Annotated in this window: 18 protein-coding genes and 2 riboswitches; of the genes, 14 read left to right on the top strand and 4 right to left on the bottom strand. The window is 45.7% G+C overall.

Translation table 11 applies throughout. From position 1 onward, the window contains the following. Positions 1-131: 131 nt before the first annotated feature. Entirely contained in the window at positions 132-1,430 is a 1,299-nt protein-coding gene (locus tag ACQ5BJ_RS21660) for an aminotransferase class I/II-fold pyridoxal phosphate-dependent enzyme (protein WP_289354838.1), read from the bottom strand. 306 nt (positions 1,431-1,736) lie between these two features. On the opposite strand from ACQ5BJ_RS21660, the gene ACQ5BJ_RS21655 reads away from it, so the two are divergent. The 7 genes from ACQ5BJ_RS21655 (at position 1,737) to ACQ5BJ_RS21625 (ending at position 7,065) form a co-directional block, all read left to right on the top strand. Further along, positions 1,737-2,522, top strand: coding sequence for a helix-turn-helix domain-containing protein (locus ACQ5BJ_RS21655; RefSeq protein WP_268620032.1), 786 nt, complete (start codon positions 1,737-1,739; stop codon positions 2,520-2,522). Positions 2,523-2,798: 276 nt separating this feature from the next. Further along, entirely contained in the window at positions 2,799-4,064 is a 1,266-nt protein-coding gene (locus ACQ5BJ_RS21650; RefSeq protein WP_430113419.1) for a helix-turn-helix domain-containing protein, read from the top strand. Between the two features lie 12 nt (positions 4,065-4,076). Continuing rightward, positions 4,077-4,244 (top strand): hypothetical protein, encoded by a 168-nt coding sequence (locus ACQ5BJ_RS21645; protein ID WP_430112330.1) that lies wholly within the window; start codon positions 4,077-4,079, stop codon positions 4,242-4,244. 215 nt (positions 4,245-4,459) lie between these two features. Then, complete coding sequence (locus ACQ5BJ_RS21640; RefSeq protein ID WP_005550971.1) at positions 4,460-4,690, top strand: aspartyl-phosphate phosphatase Spo0E family protein; 231 nt, start codon at positions 4,460-4,462, stop codon at positions 4,688-4,690. A gap of 47 nt (positions 4,691-4,737) precedes the next feature. After that, on the top strand, positions 4,738-4,938 hold the full coding sequence (locus ACQ5BJ_RS21635; protein ID WP_430112328.1) for a hypothetical protein: 201 nt from the start codon (positions 4,738-4,740) through the stop codon (positions 4,936-4,938). 580 nt (positions 4,939-5,518) lie between these two features. Continuing rightward, a complete protein-coding gene (locus ACQ5BJ_RS21630; protein ID WP_412070992.1) occupies positions 5,519-5,629 on the top strand; it encodes an aspartyl-phosphate phosphatase Spo0E family protein in 111 nt (36 codons plus the stop codon). Positions 5,630-5,736: 107 nt separating this feature from the next. Then, the gene (locus ACQ5BJ_RS21625) at positions 5,737-7,065 is read left to right on the top strand and encodes a Spo0E family sporulation regulatory protein-aspartic acid phosphatase (protein ID WP_430112326.1); all 1,329 of its coding nucleotides are present in this window, start codon (positions 5,737-5,739) and stop codon (positions 7,063-7,065) included. 857 nt (positions 7,066-7,922) lie between these two features. Here the strand turns inward: ACQ5BJ_RS21625 and asd are convergent. Together asd and ACQ5BJ_RS21615 are read right to left on the bottom strand one after the other, a co-directional pair. Continuing rightward, a complete protein-coding gene (asd, locus tag ACQ5BJ_RS21620) occupies positions 7,923-8,741 on the bottom strand; it encodes an archaetidylserine decarboxylase (RefSeq protein WP_430112324.1) in 819 nt (272 codons plus the stop codon). A 160-nt stretch (positions 8,742-8,901) separates the two neighbouring features. Beyond that, positions 8,902-9,999, bottom strand: coding sequence for a YheC/YheD family protein (locus ACQ5BJ_RS21615; RefSeq protein WP_430112322.1), 1,098 nt, complete (start codon positions 9,997-9,999; stop codon positions 8,902-8,904). Positions 10,000-10,291: 292 nt separating this feature from the next. On the opposite strand from ACQ5BJ_RS21615, the gene ACQ5BJ_RS21610 reads away from it, so the two are divergent. The 5 genes from ACQ5BJ_RS21610 (at position 10,292) to ACQ5BJ_RS21590 (ending at position 18,477) form a co-directional block, all read left to right on the top strand. Beyond that, complete coding sequence (locus tag ACQ5BJ_RS21610) at positions 10,292-14,785, top strand: WIAG-tail domain (protein ID WP_430112320.1); 4,494 nt, start codon at positions 10,292-10,294, stop codon at positions 14,783-14,785. Between the two features lie 230 nt (positions 14,786-15,015). Then, the gene (locus tag ACQ5BJ_RS21605; RefSeq protein ID WP_005547145.1) at positions 15,016-15,747 is read left to right on the top strand and encodes a sugar phosphate nucleotidyltransferase; all 732 of its coding nucleotides are present in this window, start codon (positions 15,016-15,018) and stop codon (positions 15,745-15,747) included. Continuing rightward, complete coding sequence (rfbB, locus tag ACQ5BJ_RS21600; protein WP_005547147.1) at positions 15,744-16,736, top strand: dTDP-glucose 4,6-dehydratase; 993 nt, start codon at positions 15,744-15,746, stop codon at positions 16,734-16,736. The genes ACQ5BJ_RS21605 and rfbB overlap by 4 nt, the downstream gene beginning before the upstream one ends. Before the next feature lie 82 nt (positions 16,737-16,818). Beyond that, a complete protein-coding gene (locus ACQ5BJ_RS21595; protein ID WP_005547149.1) occupies positions 16,819-18,207 on the top strand; it encodes a glycosyltransferase family 2 protein in 1,389 nt (462 codons plus the stop codon). Between the two features lie 51 nt (positions 18,208-18,258). After that, entirely contained in the window at positions 18,259-18,477 is a 219-nt protein-coding gene (locus ACQ5BJ_RS21590; RefSeq protein WP_005547150.1) for a hypothetical protein, read from the top strand. Positions 18,478-18,616: 139 nt separating this feature from the next. Here the strand turns inward: ACQ5BJ_RS21590 and ACQ5BJ_RS21585 are convergent, their stop codons facing one another. Next, positions 18,617-18,988 carry a hypothetical protein gene (locus tag ACQ5BJ_RS21585; protein ID WP_005547152.1) on the bottom strand — a complete coding sequence of 124 codons (372 nt, stop codon included), beginning with the start codon at positions 18,986-18,988 and terminating at the stop codon, positions 18,617-18,619. 392 nt (positions 18,989-19,380) lie between these two features. Continuing rightward, positions 19,381-19,571: riboswitch (cyclic di-AMP (ydaO/yuaA leader) on the top strand. Between the two features lie 70 nt (positions 19,572-19,641). Here ACQ5BJ_RS21585 and ACQ5BJ_RS21580 point away from each other — a divergent pair. After that, complete coding sequence (locus ACQ5BJ_RS21580) at positions 19,642-20,049, top strand: hypothetical protein (RefSeq protein WP_005547154.1); 408 nt, start codon at positions 19,642-19,644, stop codon at positions 20,047-20,049. Positions 20,050-20,063: 14 nt separating this feature from the next. Next, positions 20,064-20,241, top strand: a riboswitch (cyclic di-AMP (ydaO/yuaA leader). A gap of 301 nt (positions 20,242-20,542) precedes the next feature. Continuing rightward, entirely contained in the window at positions 20,543-20,623 is an 81-nt protein-coding gene (gene kdpF, locus ACQ5BJ_RS21575) for a K(+)-transporting ATPase subunit F (RefSeq protein ID WP_065291998.1), read from the top strand. Positions 20,624-20,652 lie beyond the last annotated feature (29 nt).

Raw genomic sequence — 20,652 nt, 5'->3', positions numbered from 1 at the left:
TACTAGGGGATGTCAAATAGGCGGGAAATCTGAGGGAACTTAAAAAAGAACCGCCGATGAAGTTGTTACACTCCCTCGACGGCTCTATTCGTTATACGATATAGGTATTTGGCGATTGCTCAAGTCCCTTATTATTTCGTTAAATCAAGCACACCTTGATAGATCATATCAAATAATTGCTCTAATTGATCTTCTTCTATGCAGGAGAATGCAACACGCAAATCCGTTTCACCGAGTGCGATCGTACCGACGCCATATTGCTCAAGCAGGTGCAAGCGCAGGGCTTCGGCGTTGACATTATGAAGCTTCAAGCACATAAAGTACCCGGAGTTGAACGGATAATAGCTCAACTTGTCTCCGTACTTGCCGCTGTCAAGCAGCTCCTTCACTTTGTTCGCGCGTGCCTTCATCAGATCGAATTTCGCTTGCTTTTGCGATTCATAATCAGCAGATTGAAGGGCATGAAGTACGAAAGTCTGCGAAGGGTGAGGCCCGCTGGAAATGGTAGCACGGATGATGCCGATTGTCTTCTGCTCCAAGGCAGAGAGTAAAGCTTCGGATTCAGCCGCATACGTAATGAAGCCTACACGGAAGCCCCATACATACTCTTCTTTCGTAGCCCCGTCGACCTTAATTGGAAGCACGTTCGGATGAAGAGAAGCCAATCTTCCGAATAAGGATTCGTGCATAGAATCTTCGAAGAAGAGACCGAAGTACGCATCATCGGTTACTACGACAAGACGCATGCCTGCTTCTGCCGCTTCGAGCAAGGCTGCGACAATTTGCTCGCCCTCTTCTCTTCCAGGTGTATAGCCGGTAGGGTTGTTCGGGAAGTTCAGCACGACGATTGCCTTGCCCTTGTCCTTATTTGCAAGCAAAGCGTCACGCAGTCCTGTACTGTTGAACTTCCAGTCGTCATTATATAACGGATAATAAACCATCTCTGCATTGCGGCGAATGCCAAATGTAAGCTCGTAATTCTCCCAGTTCTTCTCCGGCAGAACAACGACATCGCCTTCATCTGCGAACAGATCGGCCACAATGCTTAGACCGTGGGTCAATGCATTCGTCACAATTGGATTGCTAATTGTCGCATTGCGCAATGATGGGTTTTCCTTAAGCATTTTTTCCTTCCATGCCTTGCGCAGTTCAGGCTTGCCCGCTGGCGGTGCATAGGGATAGATATCGGCAGGGGCATAAGCGGACAGTGTATCCTGGATGACGCTAAGATGCATTGGAGTGCCGCCTTCTGTTGCGATGCCTATCGTGGCATTGAACGCCGCTTTTGCTTTGCTTTTCGCTTCAGCCGATTGACTCAAAATCCCTTCTTTCGGGAAGTAGATTTGCTGTGCGAGTCGGGAGAGCATGGCATAAATGTTCGGATTGTGCTGTTGAATTGTTTCGTTCAATTGTTGAGCCAGTTGGTTCATGGCGTCCATCCTTCCACCATCATTGTAAGGGTTCGTTCAATGTATGTATTGAACACGCCCTGTAAATAACTTTTTTTATTATAGCATTTTGGCTCTTCATTCGTCACGATGAATTGGTTATCATTACCTATAGGAAGTAGGCGACGCGCATTTGAATTCTGTCTGGAGATTAAGAATGAGGTTCAAATTTTGCAAAAGTGATGGTACTATAGTGAAATAGTGCAAATTTTTCGAGCAATCCTACATGAAATTGACTTAATATGACGGAGTAGAGACCATGTTAGAGAGAAAGAAGGGGGCACTACCGTGTTACAAGCATCACCAACACAATACGTTCTGAAGCCGGCGTGTGCCAAGATTACATGTGAACCGAATTGGAAATGGCAAAAGCGAGAGAAGCCAATGCCGAACTACGACCTGTTCTATGTATGGAGCGGGGAAGGGGAGCTGACTCTGAACGGCGAAGCCTATGAGATTCGCAAAGGGAGCTGCTTCTTGTTCCGGCCAGGCGATCACACGTCTGCAACACATAATCCGCAAAAGCCGTTGACATTAACTTATATTCATTTTGATGTGGATGCGTCCTTATCAGACATTCCGGTGCCGTATAGAGAACTGCGTGAAACGGTTGACTTCGAGCACTTGCTTGCTAGATATGTGCGCTTGTTCCTGCGGGATACGTATGGGGCGGAAGTGGAAGCACAGCTTGTGCTGAAGCAATTGATGATTCATTTGCTGCGTGGAGACAAGGAAGAGCCGGATGAGCGGAAAACAAGTCATCAGCTTGCGGAATCCATTCACGAAATCGCCAATTACATCAGGCAAAATCCAGGTGCAAACCATCGCATTCAGCATTTGGCGAAGCGAGCACAATTATCCCCGCGTTATTTCTCTGTGAAATTTAAAGAGCTGATCGGGATGTCTGTACAAACCTATATTATTCGTTCTCGGATTGAACGTGCGGAGCATCTGCTGCACCATGCGGGCATGAATGTGACGGAAGTGGCGGATGCATTAGGATATCGGGACATCTTCTTCTTCAGCCGCCAATTCAAGCAATATACAGGACGGAGTCCGTCTGAAATTCGATAAGATCATCATTAAGCTGTTTTGGGCATACGGGCCCGAGCAGCTTTTTTGGTTTGGATGACTGTACAAACTTTGCTATGCTTAACGGTATAGGGAAGCTGCTCGGGAACGACAAGGATCAACACGAGACTATCGACAAAACATGTTCGCTAATTTGCCTTTCCTGTTAGATGGAAGGAGTCGAATAAATATTAATTTTGTTGGATAGTGAGGGATTTACAAGAGATATATATAATGATAGAATATAGACAATAAATTCCATAATAAGGAGGTGATGGAGTGGGTTCTGTCAGTGCTGTTTATTCGACATTAGGAGAATTGATACAACGTTATCGGTATGAACGCTCAATGACGCAAGCGAAATTAGCGGAGTTGACACAAATTAACCGAGGCAGCATCTCCAAGATTGAGAATGGGGACATTAAACGGCCTGATTACGCGACCATACAACCCATTATTTCCGTTTTGAACGTTCCGCTGCGCGAAGTGATCGATGCCTTGTCTTTGACTGACCATCGTTCAGACACTTGGTTCGGATTATTGCATAATTCAACATCGAGTGGGGACTACTCCTTGTCAGCCGAGATAGCTTCCAATTTACTTGCATCCCGCAATGAAGAAAGCGAAGTTCTGTTGGACAAGCTCTTCCATGTGATTCAAGAAATAGCGAACGATAATGAGCTAAAGCTCTCATTACTGAACATCGTTATTACCTATGCAAGAAGTCATGGAATTCAGCGCTTTGTTGCGAGAGGAACTTTACATAAGTATTTAATTGAACGGGACGATTTCTCGAAAATGGAGGCAACTTATCAATCCGGGCAGTATGTGCTCCATTATGTCGAATTTCTTTCTCGTGAGGAAAAAGCAACTTTATATTACAAGCTAGGTATCCATGCGTATAATTTAAAGCGTTTTGACGAGTGTATTGAGCTATGCAAGAAGGCTATTATTGAAGAAGATGCCGAAAGCAGTTTTAGTGCCTACTCTACTTTAGGTATTTGTAATTCTTACTACCGTCTAGAACAATATGAGATGGCAGAAAAGTATTTGAAAATATTTAGTTTGTTTAGCTTTTCATTTGTAAAGGAAAATGTAGATTTCATGACAGCAAAGCTCAATGAACAAAAGGGTAACATTGAATTAGCGACGTCTCAGTTACAGAAGTGCTTGGATATTTTTTCATACAAATTGAATATCGTAAACTCGTTACTTGAAATATATTGCAACAATAATGATATGGAAGCAGCTGGTGAACTGATCCAACGTGAAAGTGAATTTTTGGCTCAGAGCTCGAACACACCTGTCTCCATTTCAGGCCGCGCGCATTATTTTGTAAACAAGGGTAAGTATTTGCTGGAACTGGATCGAAAGAAAGAGGCCATTGAAAATTTTGTTGATAGCGCCAAAATATTTGCCGATTTAAGTGAGCATAAGCAAATTTATGAATGCTTGGAGCTTATCTTTGAACATATGAAGTCATTTGAAGATGATTTTGAAATGATGAAAAAGCTTAGTGCGTTGTTCGCTGAGCTGAAAAACTAGGAGGAATCTTGTATGAAAAAAAAGATTATTACATTGTGTGCTTCGTTGTTAATGGCATCAATGTTGTTAATTCCTTCGATTGCCAATGGTCTCTCTGATGTAAAGTGTCAAGTGGCCAAGACTTCAGTTCATTATGTCGTCATGTTTGGTGGAGGTCATGATGTCGACATACCTTGGTAAGAAATAATGTAAGAGACGAGGACGCTAATCGTTAGCGTCCTTTTTTGTTGTCTAGTACGCATCGCAACAAATGTTGAAGAGCGTCGAATATATCTTATTTTAGAGAAACATAGTGAAATAAGCAGAATGTTATATAATGACAATGATACATAATTGTCGGATAATAGAAACAATCACTATAAAATAGAATCTCATTAAATCGGGAGGCTAACAAGATGCGGTTTTACTTTGATATCCCTACTAATGAAATTAGTTTGTCGGATGAAATACTGCTGGATGAAATCGAAAAAGCTCGCGAACAGCTGCAAGAAGCACTTGAAGCCGGCAAAACTTTCACTGACGCCGATGTTATTGAGCTTAGTCAGCGGCTCGATGAGTATTTGGTGGAAATTCAAAAGAAAAGACTGCTAAAAAAGGCAATCTTGGAGATTGAAATAGCTGGTTGAGCTAGTGAGCAAGGCGATGACTATCCGGTATAACGGAGGATATTTACATGGGTTCCGTTATGGAGTACGAGAAATTCGGGGAACTAATTCAATGTTACCGGAATGTGAGTATGACACAGCAGGAATTTGCAAAAGAAGCAGGTGTAGACTATGAAAGTGTTATCGCAATTGAAGAGGGAGAAATGCCACTAGAACATGCAGTGTTGAAGTCACTGATTACCTATTGCGTATCCCAGGGGCGGAAATAGTGGCATCCCTATCGACAGAAGAGGTTAGCTAGTCCAGAATAGAAATGGCTAAGCTAGGAATCGATGAAGATAGCTCAGAGAGCATTTACAAGGCATACTCCACCTTGCTTATTTGTTCATCATATTTTCGTCTTGAAGATTATAATGAGGCGGAAAGGTATTTGAATTCTATAGCCAGTTTCCATTTTCCTTTGTACAAGAACATGTCGACTTTCTTACTACTAAACTCCATGAAAAAAGAGGAGACATAGAATTGGCAATTTGCCAATTGCAAAAATGTTTTACAGTGTCTTCTTATAAAAATAGGCATTGTGAATTCACTTCTAGAATTGTATCTATCAAAAAATGATAGGTCTTCAGCTAGGCAACTACTCCAACAAGAACATATATACCTCAATGTAAACTACTTAAATCCGATTTCAATATCAGGACACGCATACTATTACAAAATTAAAGAAATATGGCTTCATAGATGGGGAAAGAACAGTGAAGCCGTTGATTGTTATATTCAAAGTGTAAGCATGTTTGTTGAATTGACTGAAAACGATATAGAGCTATTACGGAAGCTGAACGGACACGGTTGAGTATGATGAGCGCGGGTAAAACGGGGCGCAACTTAACAGATGCCTCTGTTGTACAGCTCAGTCAAGAGCTTGATATATTGTTGAAATACAGAAAAAGGGGATATTGAAAAGCTCCCTATTAAGAAATTGATGAAATATGGGCGCGACTGTTTATCTATCGCAACAAAATGTGGTACCCACGATTCAAACAGCAAGTTTAATGGAGGAAAGATGCATGAGGGCTGTAAAGTCTACTAAACAGAATTTGGGGGTGTTAATTCGCCGATATCGGCATGAATTGAATATGACCCAGCAAGATCTTGTGAAAATATCTGGTGTACATCGAAAAATGATTTCGATTCTAGAATATGGTGGTACTCCAAGAGATTATGCTTCGTTGGACTCAATCTTCACGGCTTTGAATATTCCTGCTCATGAGGTAGTGACGGCACTAGCCACTACGAAAATCCATTCGGACATATGGCTTGGTCTGCTGCAACAGCTCGTCTCTGCAGAAGGTGATATTTCGCTTGCAAGAGATGTAATGGTGCATGTATTGGCCTGTAAAGACGAGAGCACTGAAGCACGGCTAGGCAAGCTAATGAGCGTTGTACAACAAGGATCGGGCAGTATTGAGCATCGGCTTGCGTTAATGGATTATGCAATTGCACATGCTCAAATGCGAGGCATGGATACTTATGTTGCCAAAGGAAAGTATTATCGCTATCTCGTGGAGCGGGATAACTTCAGCAAAATGGCGGAAACTTATCTTTCGGGAAAAAAGGTGTTGCCCTATGCTGAATTTTTGTCGTGTGATGAACGCATTATTCTCTATTACAAGTTAGGTGTACATGCATATACCTTGCATTTTTATAAGGAAAGTATTGAGTTTAGCAAATTGCTGCTGGACAGTGACGGGAAAGACAGTACCTATAAAGCATATTCCATTCTGCTTATTAGTTCATCTTACTTTAAGAAATCCAACTATGAATTGGCAGAGCAGTATTTAGCACGTATTAGCTTGACCCGATTCCCATTCCTGAAGGATCATGTCGCTTTTATGAAGGCCAAGCTGTATGAGAAAAGAGGAGATGTGGAGTCGGCCATCTTCCAATTGCAGCTCTGCTTGAAATCGTCAGTTTATAAATTGAACATCGTAAACTCACTGCTTCATATCTATCTTCAAAAACGAGATATGGATGCCGCCCAACAGTTGCTACTGCGTGAACCCGACTATTTGGAAGAAGACTTCACAAATCCGATAAAAATCAATGAGCTTGCAAACTATTATATCAATAAAGGGAAGTTGCTGAGCGGAATGAATAGACAGAAAGAAGCTATCGATTTTTTCAAGAAGGGGATAACCATGTTCACTAGATTAACAGATACGGACGAGGCCTTGTTAAGACAAATGGAGCAGACGCGGTTGAATATGATTAGCGCGGTAGAGGCTGGCCGGAATTTGACTGATGTTTCTGTCGTTCGACTTAGCCAGGAGCTGGATGGCTACATTGTCGAAATACAGAAGAAGAGCATTTTGAAAAGATTATCGCTGCCGAACTGACATAAAGTTATAGCGCTTACTGTTTATCTATCGAATCAAAATGCGGGTCTCACGATCCAAACAGCAAGTCTAATAGAGGAAAACTGCATGAAGGCTGTAAAGTCTACTAAGCAAAATTTAGAGATGTTTGATTCGCCTATATCGGAATGAATTGAATATGAGACAGCCATCTCGCATTTGCAACAGTGACGAAATCTCCCTTTATAAAATGAACATCGTGAGTTCCTCCTGCAAATTTATATTCAAAAGCGAGATTTGGAATCCGCCGAAGCAAAAAAAAGATGACCCCGATTAATTCAGAGGTCATCTGCTTGTTATTTAACTCAGGCTGCTTGTCATAAACTATCCACTATCTGTGTTACAGTTAAAAGGTGGAATTTAGTGGCTGTTTATTACAATAAAAATGCGGCTTCGAACTTTTTTATATTTAGGATTTATTCAAAGCATAGGCTCCGATCAGGAACGCAACAACTATAAATATAACTACCAGGTAAATAAAATAAACCGGATTGGTAATAACCCGTTTTAATTTATCAAGCAAACGAATTCCTCCTGTAAGTTGCATAAATCACCATAACTTAAGTAGTAAATTCAGGTGTTGCAGAATTATTTCCGACATTAAGGATTAGATATTGAGTTGCGTTTCCTGTAACAGGAGCACTGTATGTCCAAGACATACTAGCACTTGCACTTTGGTAATTAGTTACTTAAGAGTTTTTAGAGTGATTTGGGTAAATGACCGAATCCCCATACTGGAGGGGGAATTTGAAAATAGTTTACTTTATAAAAAATGAAACGTTTGAAATAGGCCTTTGCATAAGTCTTTAGATCACGACTTATCAAAGGCCTATTTTTACTTAGGACTGAATCTTCTGTCCTCGTTCTGGCTTTGCATGGAACGTCCCTAAGCAGTCGCCCATCCTCACCTTAGCCCCGAGCGCTAATCCCTCCAAAGGCTGGAACGTATTCGTCTCCGTAAGCAGGACAACGGTTGAACCAAATTCGAAATAGGCGAGGTCTTGCCCTTGTTCGTATGAAGCTTTAACTCGATCGTCGGCATAGCGGATGCTGCTCACGTTGAGCGCTCCGACTTTGACAATGGCCACCTCACCCAACTGGTGGCGTATGTATGTGATCAGTCTTTCGTTTCGGCTGAGCACCCGCGGCATATGATGCAGACCGAAGTCGTTCACCGGATAGACGCGTCCGGGTACATGTTCGCTTTCTACTGTGACACCCGTAACAGGAGCGTGAATCCGATGATAATCGGAAGGGCTCAAATAGAGTACAAAGCAGTAACCATGATTGTATTTTTGTCGATGCGGAGAGTGATGCAGCAGTTCATCGAGCGTATAGTCCTGCCCCTTTACATTAAAGATGCTGCCTTCCTGAATTGGACCCATGCCAGTGATGACGGCATCAACTGGACTTGCCAATTGATCTGCCTCAGCAGACATTGGACGCATTCCCGGCTTCAGCTTGCGTGTGAAAAATTCATTCAGGGTTCCGTATTGCTCTATTGGCTTCTCAGCTTCTTCCACACGGATATTGTACGTTTTGGCGAAGGTGGGGATAAATCGGCGGCTTAAGCCGGAATTGGCGAAGCGCCCTGCAATGCGCGATACCCACTTGCGGGAGGATAATTCAGTTAACAAGCGTAAAATTCTTTTTTTCATCTTCAATTAATCACCTGGTTTATAAGACGCTTCATTAATGGCGTCCTGTATTTTCAGCATCTCAAGAAACGAAATCAAACCATGTTTCCTGTGGACTATCTTGACACAGAACGCCATCATTTTCAATATGATAGTCCATTACGAAGGTAATAACGAGCGATTACCCCTTAATTTGGTGCAATAAAGCCGCGCCATAAGCAATCGGATTTGCATATGTTGCTTTCCAGCAATCAAGTAAATGTGCCTCACGAAAGCCGTAACGTTGATCTTTTCCGTTACATTCGATAAATAAAGGCAAACCCTCGGGAGATAAGCCGATATCAAGCCCGAGGTCAGCCAATTGAGGAAGCGATTTAGACAAACGGGAAGCAATACGCAGAGAAAAGCGGCATATGCGATCCCGAAGGACATCTATTGCAAGATGAGGAAATGAAGATGCAGCTAACTGTTCAAATCTATAGGTGGTCCCTCCTCGTGCAGCATTCGTAACGAACGTATAGGGAGGTGCGACCTTACCGATGATCCCTGTAATCTGCCACTGCTTAGACCCATCTCTCTGTACGGATACGCGCAGATCGAAGGGTCTGCCCTTGTAACGAGCAAGCGGCAGCAATTGCTGAACCAAATAGACTTTTTTCAACATATCGCGCTTTACAGCAGCAGGCAGCTCACCTGCCGGCAAATCTACGGTTCTCCAGCGTGCTCGTCCTGCTGATGTCCGCAGCATGTAAGTCGTTCTCCATCCCTTGCTCGTTCTTTCCGTTTTGGTGAGCCCAAGGCCTACGCTGCTGTTGTCAGGCTTCAAGATGAGCGCTCCATAGCGTGTCATGAAGTCAGAGATGGCAGACGAGGTAGCCACCAACGTCTTAGGCAAATGAGTAACGAGCAGAGGATCTGTCCGCAGCAGGTTGTAAATGCTTATTTTTCTATAGCGATTGACCTCATTGAACAAGATAATATTTGCTTGAACCAAGGAACGGACTCGTGCATGTAAGAACGAGCGCTTATAAATAGCACGGTTATGAATGACCGATGGCACTGGCATGCGGCAGCGAACATAGCCGGAGGGGCCCTTTACATAGGCGTCTACTTCCATTTGGCGAAGATGAACATCCTCAATTCGGAAGAAGCAAGGAACGAGTCCGTACTGTCGTGCTGCCTCTTCATATAAATAAGTGGATTCGAATTTCAATTTGCCACTGATAAATTCACGCAGCATTCGTGCACTGAACAATATTCCGATTCGATTGTCGGACATAGCCTTACCTCCTTAAGGAAACATGCGATAAGCAGCCAGCCGGCGGCGGGTATTGCATCGTATGCATGTCCTTTAGCTGTGGCTTGGACGAGTATAGAAGAAACTTCAATAATTGGATTCGAAGCCTGCTTCATACAGATTAAGAGGAATGAATGGATGCTGGGATGGCTAACAAGGATACACCCTTGTCGATGAATAGAGATTCACGCTTAGGCGAGTGTCGGGGAGCCGGTTAGGTGCATATGATGGGGTAGGTGTAGGTAGAAGCCCATCGGAAAGGAGAGTGCGCAGATTGAAAAAGAAGAAAGGAAGCTCGTCCCAAAAAGGAAAAAGGACTTCGTATTATGTAGATAATCCGAATAAATCGGAGCTGAAGATGCTGGATCGTTTATCGAAATCGAAAAGTGCAGTACAGTCAAATAAAGCGGCGATTACTTCATTTGCGGCGGCGCAGCAATTCAGTCAAAATCAGGTCAAAGAAGCACAAATTCAGGAAGCATGGATTGCACCTGATGATTCTGTACAAGGAACACGAACTGCTGTAGAAGGAGGGGACTCGAGCAAGGTTATCTCCTTTGACGTTCAGGCAAGCAGAAGCGCCGCAACATCAACGCTTGCTTCATCCATCGGGCAAAGCAAGCAGGACATACAGGCGACGCGCATTACTGATACTGTAGGAACTGTTGATCCAAATCATACAGGTTCAGATGATTCGATAACGAAGCAATCTGTTAACAGGCTTTCAAAATCAAGCGGCCATTCCGATAAGAAAAAATCTAAGAAATCTTCCAAGCCAATCAGGGGAACCGTTGCTAATGAAGAAGTAGATGCTGTCTCGACCGCGTCTAGCTCACAGGACAACTCCGTTTTACCTGAAGAAACCGTTAGCGATGGAACAGTTCGAACAGAAGATGCTGAAGCGTTGCAGGCAGAGAAGGAAAGACAACTGTTCGAGAAGAGAAGCATTTTCCGGCCAAAAGCGATTATATATACCGATGATATTGTGGATGAGGCAGTTACCAATGAAAAGCTGGCCACATACTCGATAAGTGGAACTAAGATCAAACGCGAGAGCATAGACTCAGAAGCGTTGAAGGATTTTGCCGTTACCTCAATCAAGATTGCTGATGAAGCAATTACAGGCGGGAAAATTGCACCTGAGGCGATAATAGGGGAGCATATTGCCCGCAATGCGATATCAGGGAGCAAAATCAGGGATCGTTCAATTACAGGAGGCAAAATTAAAGACGGCAGTATTACATCCGAGAAGCTTGCCGATAAGACGATTGATTCCAATAAATTAGCAGAGGGCTCAATTCAAACGAAGCATTTAAGTGAACTGATCATTTCGAATGAATTGCTTCAGGATCAATCCATAACTGCGGAGAAGATTCGCAGCGGCGCTATTCAGACGGAAAGCTTAGCCAATGAAGTTGTAGACACCTCTAAATTGCGTGATGATGCCGTAACGGCCTCCAAGCTGCGTGATCATTCCATTACGAGCGGGAAAATAGCCCCCTCAAGTATTACAAGCGATCATCTAGCCAACGAAATCATACTCGGTCGTGTCATTGCCGAGCGTGCAGTAGAAAGTCGGCATGTTGGCTCCGGCCAAATTGACGGTTCGCATCTTGCAACGGAGTCGATAAGCAGCCAGCATCTTCAATCTCAATCCATTCATGCAATACATCTTGCAGCAGATGCTGTTCAATCTGACCATTTGCAGCAGAAGGCGGTTCATCAGAAGCATGTGCGTGAGGGCGAAATCCATAGCTGGCATTTGCACGAACAAGCGGTCACGACGGATAAACTATCCGATCAATCTGTTGCAACTGTGAAATTGATTGATCAAGCTGTCACCTCCTCCAAAATCGCGGATCAAAGCATCACCTCGCAAAAAATTGCCGACGACATGATTCAAACCCGTCATATTGCCAAGTATGCAGTGGGCTACCAACAGATTGCGCCAATGGCAGTTGGAACGTCTCATATTCAGGAAGAGTCAATTAGCGGGGAGCATATTGAACAGGACAGCATTGCGAATCGGCATTTGCAGGATGGAGCTGTTAATAAGCAGAACATTGCACACGGGGCGGTACAAGGAAGACATATTGATGCGAATGCTGTATCTTCGGTACACCTTGCCAATGAAGCTGTGACCACGAGCAAATTGGCTGTTCATAGTGTCACCACTTTGCAGCTTGCTGATGATGCTGTAACCCGGCATAAGCTTGCGGATCAGAGTGTCACCTCAGAGGCACTAGCCGACAATAGTATTCAATCTCGCCATATTAGTTCAGGCGCTGTAGGGACTCAGGAAATAGAGTTGTATTCGATTAAGGGTGAACACATTACTTCAGGAGCAATTGGCTCCGAACATATCCGTTCCGAGTCGATAGACTCGGCGATGCTGAAGCAAGAGACAGTGACGAGTGAAAAGCTCGCTACACATGCAGTGCGCGACAGGCACATAAGCTCATCCTCGATCTATTCTCATCACTTGTCTGACCATGTAATCACATCGCTGAAGCTATCACCAGAGAGTGTATCAAGCGAAAAGCTTGCCGATATGGCGGTTACCTCAAGCAAACTGGCGAATATGAGCGTTACCTCTGACAAATTAGCCAATGGCAGTGTTGCTTCCGTTCATTTAGCAGCAGAGGCCGTGCAACCGAGTCATCTAGCGGAAGGAGCCGTGCATCCGAATCATCTAGCGGAAGAGGCAGTGTACCCGCATCATCTGTCAGAGGGAGCCGTGCACCCGCATCATCTAGCAGAGGGAGTCGTGCAACCGTATCATCTGTCAGAGGAAGCCGTGCACCCGCATCATCTGGCCGAAGGATCCGTGCAACAGCATCATCTAGCAGAGGGAGCCGTGCATCCGCAACATCTGGCTGAAGGAGCCGTGCATCCGCAACATCTGGCCGAAGGATCCGTGCAGCCGAATCATTTGGCAGAGGGAGCCGTGCATCCGAGTCATTTGGCCGAAGGAACCGTACATCCGCAACATCTGGCTGAAGGAGCCGTGCATCCGCAACATCTGTCAGAGGAAACCGTGCATCCGCAACATCTGGTTGAAGGAGCCGTGCATCCGCAACATCTGGCTGAAGGAGCCGTGCATCCGCAACATCTGGCTGAAGGAGCCGTGCATCCGCAACATCTGGCTGAAGGAGCCGTGCATCCGCAACATCTGGCTGAAGGAGCCGTGCATCCGCATCATCTGTCAGAGGAAGCCGTGCATCCGCAACATCTGGCCGAAGGATCCGTGCAACAGCATCATCTAGCAGAGGGATCCGTGCAACAGCATCATCTAGCAGAGGGAGCCGTGCACCCGCATCATCTAGCAGAGGGGGCCGTGCACCCGCATCATCTGGCCGAAGGAGCGTTGCAACAGCATCATCTAGCAGAGGGAGCCGTGCATCCGCAACATCTGGCCGAAGGATCCGTGCAACAGCATCATCTAGCAGAGGGAGCCGTGCATCCGCAACATCTGGCTGAAGGGGCGTTGCAACAGCAACATCTAGCAGAGGGAGCCGTGCATCCGCAACATCTGGCCGAAGGATCCGTGCACCCGCATCATCTGTCAGAGGGAGCCGTGCAACAGCAACATCTAGCAGAGGGAGCCGTGCATCCGCAACATCTGTCAGAGGGATCCGTGCAACAGCATCATCTAGCAGAGGGAGCCGTGCATCCGCAACATCTGTCAGAGGGAGCCGTGCAACAGCATCATCTAGCAGAGGGAGCCGTGCATCCGAGTCATTTGGCTGAAGGAGCTGTGCATCCTCATCATCTGTCAGAGGGAGCCGTGCACCCGCATCATCTAGCAGAGGGATCCGTGCATCCGCAACATCTGGCTGAAGGAGCCGTGCATCCGAATCATCTGTCAGAGGGAGCCGTGCATCCGAATCATTTGGCCGAAGGATCCGTGCATCCGCAACATCTGGCTGAAGGAGCCGTGCACCCGCATCATCTAGCAGAGGGAGCCGTGCATCCGAGTCATTTGGCCGAAGGATCCGTGCATCCGCATCATCTGTCAGAGGGAGCCGTGCACCCGAATCATCTGTCAGAGGGATCCGTGCATCCGAATCATTTGGCTGAAGGAGCTGTGCATCCGCATCATCTGTCAGAGGGATCCGTGCATCCGAATCATTTGGCCGAAGGATCCGTGCATCCGCAACATCTGGCGGAAGGATCCGTGCACCCGCATCATCTAGCAGAGGGAGCCGTGCACCCGAATCATCTGTCAGAGGGAGCCGTGCATCCGCATCATCTAGCAGTAGAATCGGTTCAACAGCACCATATTGCTCCGCATGCAGTCAGTGGATCGCATATTCAAGCACAGTCGATTGAGCGTGATCATCTGGCGTCGGGAGTAATAAGTGTCGAGCATTTGGATGAGGAACTGTTTCTTATGTTATCCGAAACGTGGGATTCCAAAATATCTGAGCAACCGTTAATTGGCTCAGCGGATATCACTCCTGGCGTAATCACAACAGAACATTGTGCATTTACACCAATTCGAGCCTCATCGACTCATACTGCCGCTCTGCAGCAATTTGGCACGGTGCCATTTTCATTCCGAGATCTTGATGAGATGATCGAATTGCGTATTTCATTTGATGAGCCCTATCAAAATGAGAATTATGTACTGGTAGCGATGACGAATCATTCTGCATGTTACGCCGTAATGAAATCCCAATCCACTGATCACGCTATTATCGAAATTATGCGAACACGCATTAGCCCACATCCGAATGGATTGGTGTCTTGGATAGCAATTGGGTAGGAGTAACGGAGTGTGATACTCCCATATTCCCAGCTTACCGGAACCGTCAGCTTCATCTGTGGCAGCTGGCGGTTGCGTTCTATCCTTGCCAACCAACATCTACTCACATGACAAATTGTTCCCACATATAATGGACTTTCCGCACATGTCACAATTGAACACGAGCGATGAGTAAAATCTATGACGTGAGAGCTCATTTCTATATGTTCCACTCAGGGAGGGTGTATGTAATGAAGGGCATCATTTTGGCTGGAGGCACGGGGACACGCCTCTATCCATTGACGAAGCTGATCAATAAGCACTTAATACCCGTTGGGAAGCATCCTATGGTCAGTTATGCGATTGAGCGTCTTCGCTCAGCGGGTATCACGGATATTTTCATGGTCATCGGCAAAACGTCAGCTGCGCTATATACCGAATATTACGGAAGCGGACAATCCATGGGGGTCAATATTACGTATGCAGTTCAAGAAGAGGCAGGAGGCATTGCACAGGCGCTGTCGCTAGCAGAGCCCTATCTTCCGCCAGATGAAAAATTCGTTGTCTTGTTAGGAGACAATTTATTTTTGGATAATTTAACGCCTTATGTAGACGAATATCGCAATCAGGATCTTGGGGAAGCGCGTATTTTGCTTAAGAAGGTCAAGGATCCGCATCGATATGGCGTACCGATTTTCGATAAGGAGCGCCAGGATCGCATTGTAAGAATCGTTGAGAAGCCGAAAGTCCCTGCTTCCTCTTATTGTGTAACCGGCATTTACATGTATGACACTCATGTATTTGAGCACATTCGGTCGATCGCTCCTTCTACCAGAGGAGAACTGGAAATTACAGACGTGAACAACTGTTACGCCCAAGCTGGCAAGCTGCATTACAATTTGCTGGAGAAATGGTGGATCGATGCGGGGACATTTGATTCCTTGTCTGAGGCATCTCAGCAGCTATGGGAGGTGCAGTTATGACGCATGTGCTGGTAACAGGCGGCATGGGATTTATCGGGAGCAATTTTATCCTCTACATGCTGTCCCAATATAGCAACTTACGCATTACGAATCTGGACGCTCTGACGTATGCAGGCAATCCTGATAACTTGGAAGAGGTGTCGTCTTCTGAGCGCTATCGGTTCGTTAAGGCAGACATTACAAATCACGTGCAACTGGAGCGTATTTTCGCTGAAACGGCTTACGATGCGGTTGTGCATTTTGCGGCAGAATCCCATGTTGACCGAAGTATAGCTGATCCAGAGGCGTTTGTTCGAACGAATGTATGGGGGACGTTTCAACTGCTGGAGGCTGCCAAACGGCACGGAGTCTCGAAGTTTATCCATGTCTCCACAGATGAAGTGTATGGATCGCTTGAGGATACCGGGTGTTTCACGGAAGAGTCGCCACTTGCACCTAATAGCCCCTACTCCGCATCCAAGGCCGGCTCCGATTTGCTTGCCCGCGCGTATGGGCAGACGTATGGACTGCCTGTTGTTATTACACGCTGCTCGAACAACTATGGACCGCGGCAATTTCCGGAGAAGCTGATTCCGACTATTATTTTGCGGGCATTGCATGACGAGCCGATTCCTATCTATGGAGACGGATCAAATGTACGGGATTGGCTGCATGTGACAGATCATTGCACTGCGATTGATTTTGCTTTGCGAGTGGGCAAAGTCGGTGAGGTATACAACATAGGTGGTCATAATGAACGGACGAATCTGGATGTCGTGAGGATGATCCTTCAAGTGCTTAATAAGCCGGAATCTCTTATTACGTTTACTTCGGATCGTCCAGGACATGACAAGAGGTATGCTATTGACCCTAGTAAGAGTGAGCGAGAATTAGGCTGGCGTCCCCAAATTGAGCTTGAACAGGGGATGCGCCAGACGGTTGCATGGTATGTATCGAATCAAGCATGGTGTGAGCGAGTGCGCTCTAATGCGTATTTAGAAAGCCGCTAGTTTTTGGTTCAAGCAAGCAGCGGCTGCCTTCAACGAACAAGAGTGACAATTGGTAAAACGATAGAAAAAGGGGCCGAAAGATATGTTCAAAAAACGCCGACCGTTGCCGCGAACATCTCGGCAGACAAAGGCTCAAGGCCAGCGAATAGCTCGCCATTTACTAGGAAAGCGCAAGGGTGAAAGGCTGACTGAACGTTATGAATACGGCTATTCGCTCGGATATATAGAAGGTCTTCAAGCTGGACAGGAGAAGTATGGTGAGCAGTTTGAGGGTACGAGTATAATCATACCTACTTACAATCAGGTGGATGTTCTTGAACAGTGTGTAGACAGCATACGCGCCTATACGGAAGTGCCTTATGAGATTATCGTCGTTGACAATGCGTCTACGGATGGTACATCTGCTTTTTTGAATAAGAAATCCGGACAATTTCGGTTTTATATTCATGAGAAAGTTAGAGGATTTGCTGGTGCTGTGAATACAGGATTGATGATGTCAAAAGGCACGTCGATATGTATTTTGAACCCAGACACGTTCGTTACATCCAATTGGCTGACGAATATGCTGGCATGTCTGAATAGTGATCTTGAGATTGGAATGGTTGGCCCAGTGACGTACGTTCTGGATGAGAAGCAGCAGCTTGCGGATACCGATGAACAGATGGAAAATTTGCATCACTATCATTCAGAATCCACTAGCCCTGTTTTGGATCCTAGTAAATGGAACAGTGCTGATCATTTGGAAAGCGGTTGTTTATTGTTCCGTCGTAGCTTATTTGAAGAGACTGGTTATTTTGACGAGGGCTATGGTCATGTATATTATGAGGTCGAGGATTACAATGTCCGAATCAGGCTTAGTGGTCGGAAGCTAGTCGTCGCTCAGGATACATGCATATATCAGGTTGTCAGTAAAGGGACAACTGCATCTGGGGATCAATCTCAATCCACAAATGATAATTATGCAAGTCTGTTCCAGAAAAAGTGGCGGAACCCTTATAATTGGATGCATCGTGTTCGTGAACGTTATGGCAAACAAAACGGTGAACGCTGCCAGACATTCTATCCGACTCATGTGGCTGTGGCGGGATTGTCAGAGACTGTCTATTGGATTGAACAGGGTACCAAGCATCCGGTTGAAGGGAACCTAACCATCCCGATCGTAAGCGTAAGTCAGGTTGATCTGAGGGGATGGCCGACAGGATCAACGGTAGACGCGGAAAGCGTGACGAAGAAATGGAAGGAATCACATACAGAAGATGGGGGAATCGCGGAGGGCAGTGTGTTTACTACAGAATCCGGAAGGTATTATCAACGACAAGGGGATCTATACAGGGAATTCATGAGTGAGCATGCTTTAACGCGCTGGGAATTGACTGAGAAAGTAGTGGAGCGTACCGAGATCGACAAGGAAGCCCTTGAGGAAGGGCTCCCCATTATGGCAGCTCCAGAAATTCATTTGCATCTGTTATAAATGAGTCCGTTAAGCAGCAGTTGAATGGCGGCAGAAAGGGGGAGAACACGATTGGATAAAATGAAGCGGATACGGAAAATCCGACAAACGGATAGACAATTGTCGGGACTGAAGCAACGTATTCGACACCGAAAATCTAAGCTGACAAAGAAGACGCATTCGAACATTTATAAGGGAGCTGAAGCAACTGCGTATCGAGATGGCTTCGAAGCCGGGTTTGCCAAGGGGTTCGAAGATGGCCATCACCTGATATATTCCAATCAAGTATAGGATCAAAGACAGTCTGACGCTTGCGAAGCAAGAGGAGGGCTGTTTTTTGTGTTTTATGACATAAAGTCTTCGGTGATGGCATCCCCTTTTGAATTGCGAATTTCGCTGTTTTCAACATCTCCCTAATTGTAACGATCTCTTATTTTGGCCGCACCTCAAGCTGAATGACATCCAACGTAGAACCTCCTTGCAAAGGCATGGAAAGCCACATGCGTGCAATATGAACTCCCAGGGCGCGGGGAATAATTGATTCCCACATGATGCCGCGCTGCTGCTGCTCCCACTGGGAAAAGGCGCGCTGCGCCCGTTGGAGTAAGTGCTTATTGATCCTGCTAGGCATGTAGTCGGCATGGAGCTGAGCGGGCTTCATTCGAACAAAAACAAGCTCGTCAGATATATAAATTTGTGTATCTTGCGGCTGGAATAGCTGTTCGCCATGCAGGTCGTTCCAAATTTTCCATTGTTCTGTAAGCTTGTATTTTTGGGACTCGCCAAGCTCTGCGTATGACATTCTGTCCATCCTCCTGTATTTGTATTGAAGCGCTACACATATGCATTGAATCTGTCTGTACCGACGGCAATGGGAAAGCCATTCGATCGTATTGCGTATCCTACCTTTTGGCACAAAGATTGTAAATAGATGCCAATCCATGATTTTGAAATGAATTGTCAAGCAAAGCGTTTACATACGGGTATTTATTTAAATTTCTTTGTTTTTCTCATGAAATCATCGCCGTACAAGCAAAGTGGAGAAATTGCGAGGTAATAAGGCTGTAATGAGAGATAAGATGGGATTAGTTCATCACAATTGCTTGGAAATGGAGAAATTATGGTTTTCATTTCATTTACAGCAGGAGGGGGAAAGGCGTAAGATTCAGTTCAGCAACAACAACGATATCCGTTGCGTCTCAATCGCTGAATTGCGCAGAAAGCGGAAGCGGGGGAACCAATAAAGCGAATGCAGAGCTGAGTAATCGTCAGCAGCCAACGTTCGCATGGGGTGAATCCGGTACAGGAATCGATTCCTGGCTGGTAGGGCGACTCTTCGCGCCCGAATCCGTCAGCTAACCTCGTAAGCGTACGGGAGAGGCGCGCCTGATCAGATGGCGACGTACCTCTTTCTTGCAAGCAGGGCTTCGGACAGATGAACAGGAGGAAATGGATATGTACGATGCGGACCGGGTCATTGCAGTGTTCGCAGGCTGTGAGATGGGAATTGACTTTATACGCCAATTGAAAGGAGCAGGATATTCGATAGCGGGTATCGCCCATAATGGACGGTTGGCGAAGCGATTGGAAGGTATTGGAGTTACTCCGGTATGTCGAATCAATACGACGGAGCCGAAGGCGTGGGCTGTGCCTCATGTTCCAATTGGCCGAATCTATGTATTTGAACAAAGCTTTGCACTATCCTGCCGGCTGCTTCAAATATGCCGACAATGGACGACGGAGCCGATCACAATCGTAACGAAGCGTCATCATCCGCAGTCGATTTACCGATTGCTTGGTGCGAATTACGTCATTTATACGCAATCGGATCAAGTATCATTTTTACTATCTGATATCATCTAATTTATCCATATAGGCAATGCTCACCGCTGAATCCCATTCATGGGAACGGGGGAACCAACGTTCGTGCGCCAACTGTACATTTACAGTTCGCGCAAGGGGTGAATCCGGCACAGGAATCCGTTCCTGGCTGGTAGGGCGACTCTTCGCGCCCGAATCCGTCAGCTAACCTCGTAAGCGTCCAAGGAGGCAGCCTTTATTTCGTCGTGGAACAATTACGCGTACGTTTATTTGACAATGCGTGAGTGAAGCCACACGGAAAGGGTCCCTCTTTCCGTGTGGCTTTTTGTGTTGCCTGCGCGTTCTTATTGAGCCAATAAGGCTTGATAAGAACGGGATCGCGGCAGCATTGCCTGTAAGATGAGAACCTTATTCAGGAGGAGGAAGGGACAATGTTTGATGCAGTCATGATGATTCTTATCGCGCTGCTTGGACTGAGCGTATTGGGAATTCTCCATTGGTGCAAGGCGGAAGTGGAAGAACGAGGTGATCGCTCATGATGATCGTCTTATTCACCTTGATTACGGCTTTGTTCATTTACTTGTTATATGCCTTAGTCAAGCCGGAACGATTTTAGTTTAGGCAGAATCATTGTTGATATTTGTA

The organism is Paenibacillus sp. B1-35 (assembly GCF_050474385.1).
In the GTDB taxonomy this organism is placed as follows: Bacteria; Bacillota; Bacilli; order Paenibacillales; family Paenibacillaceae; genus Paenibacillus_B; species Paenibacillus_B alvei.
This window is presented reverse-complemented; position numbering and strand designations above follow the sequence as displayed.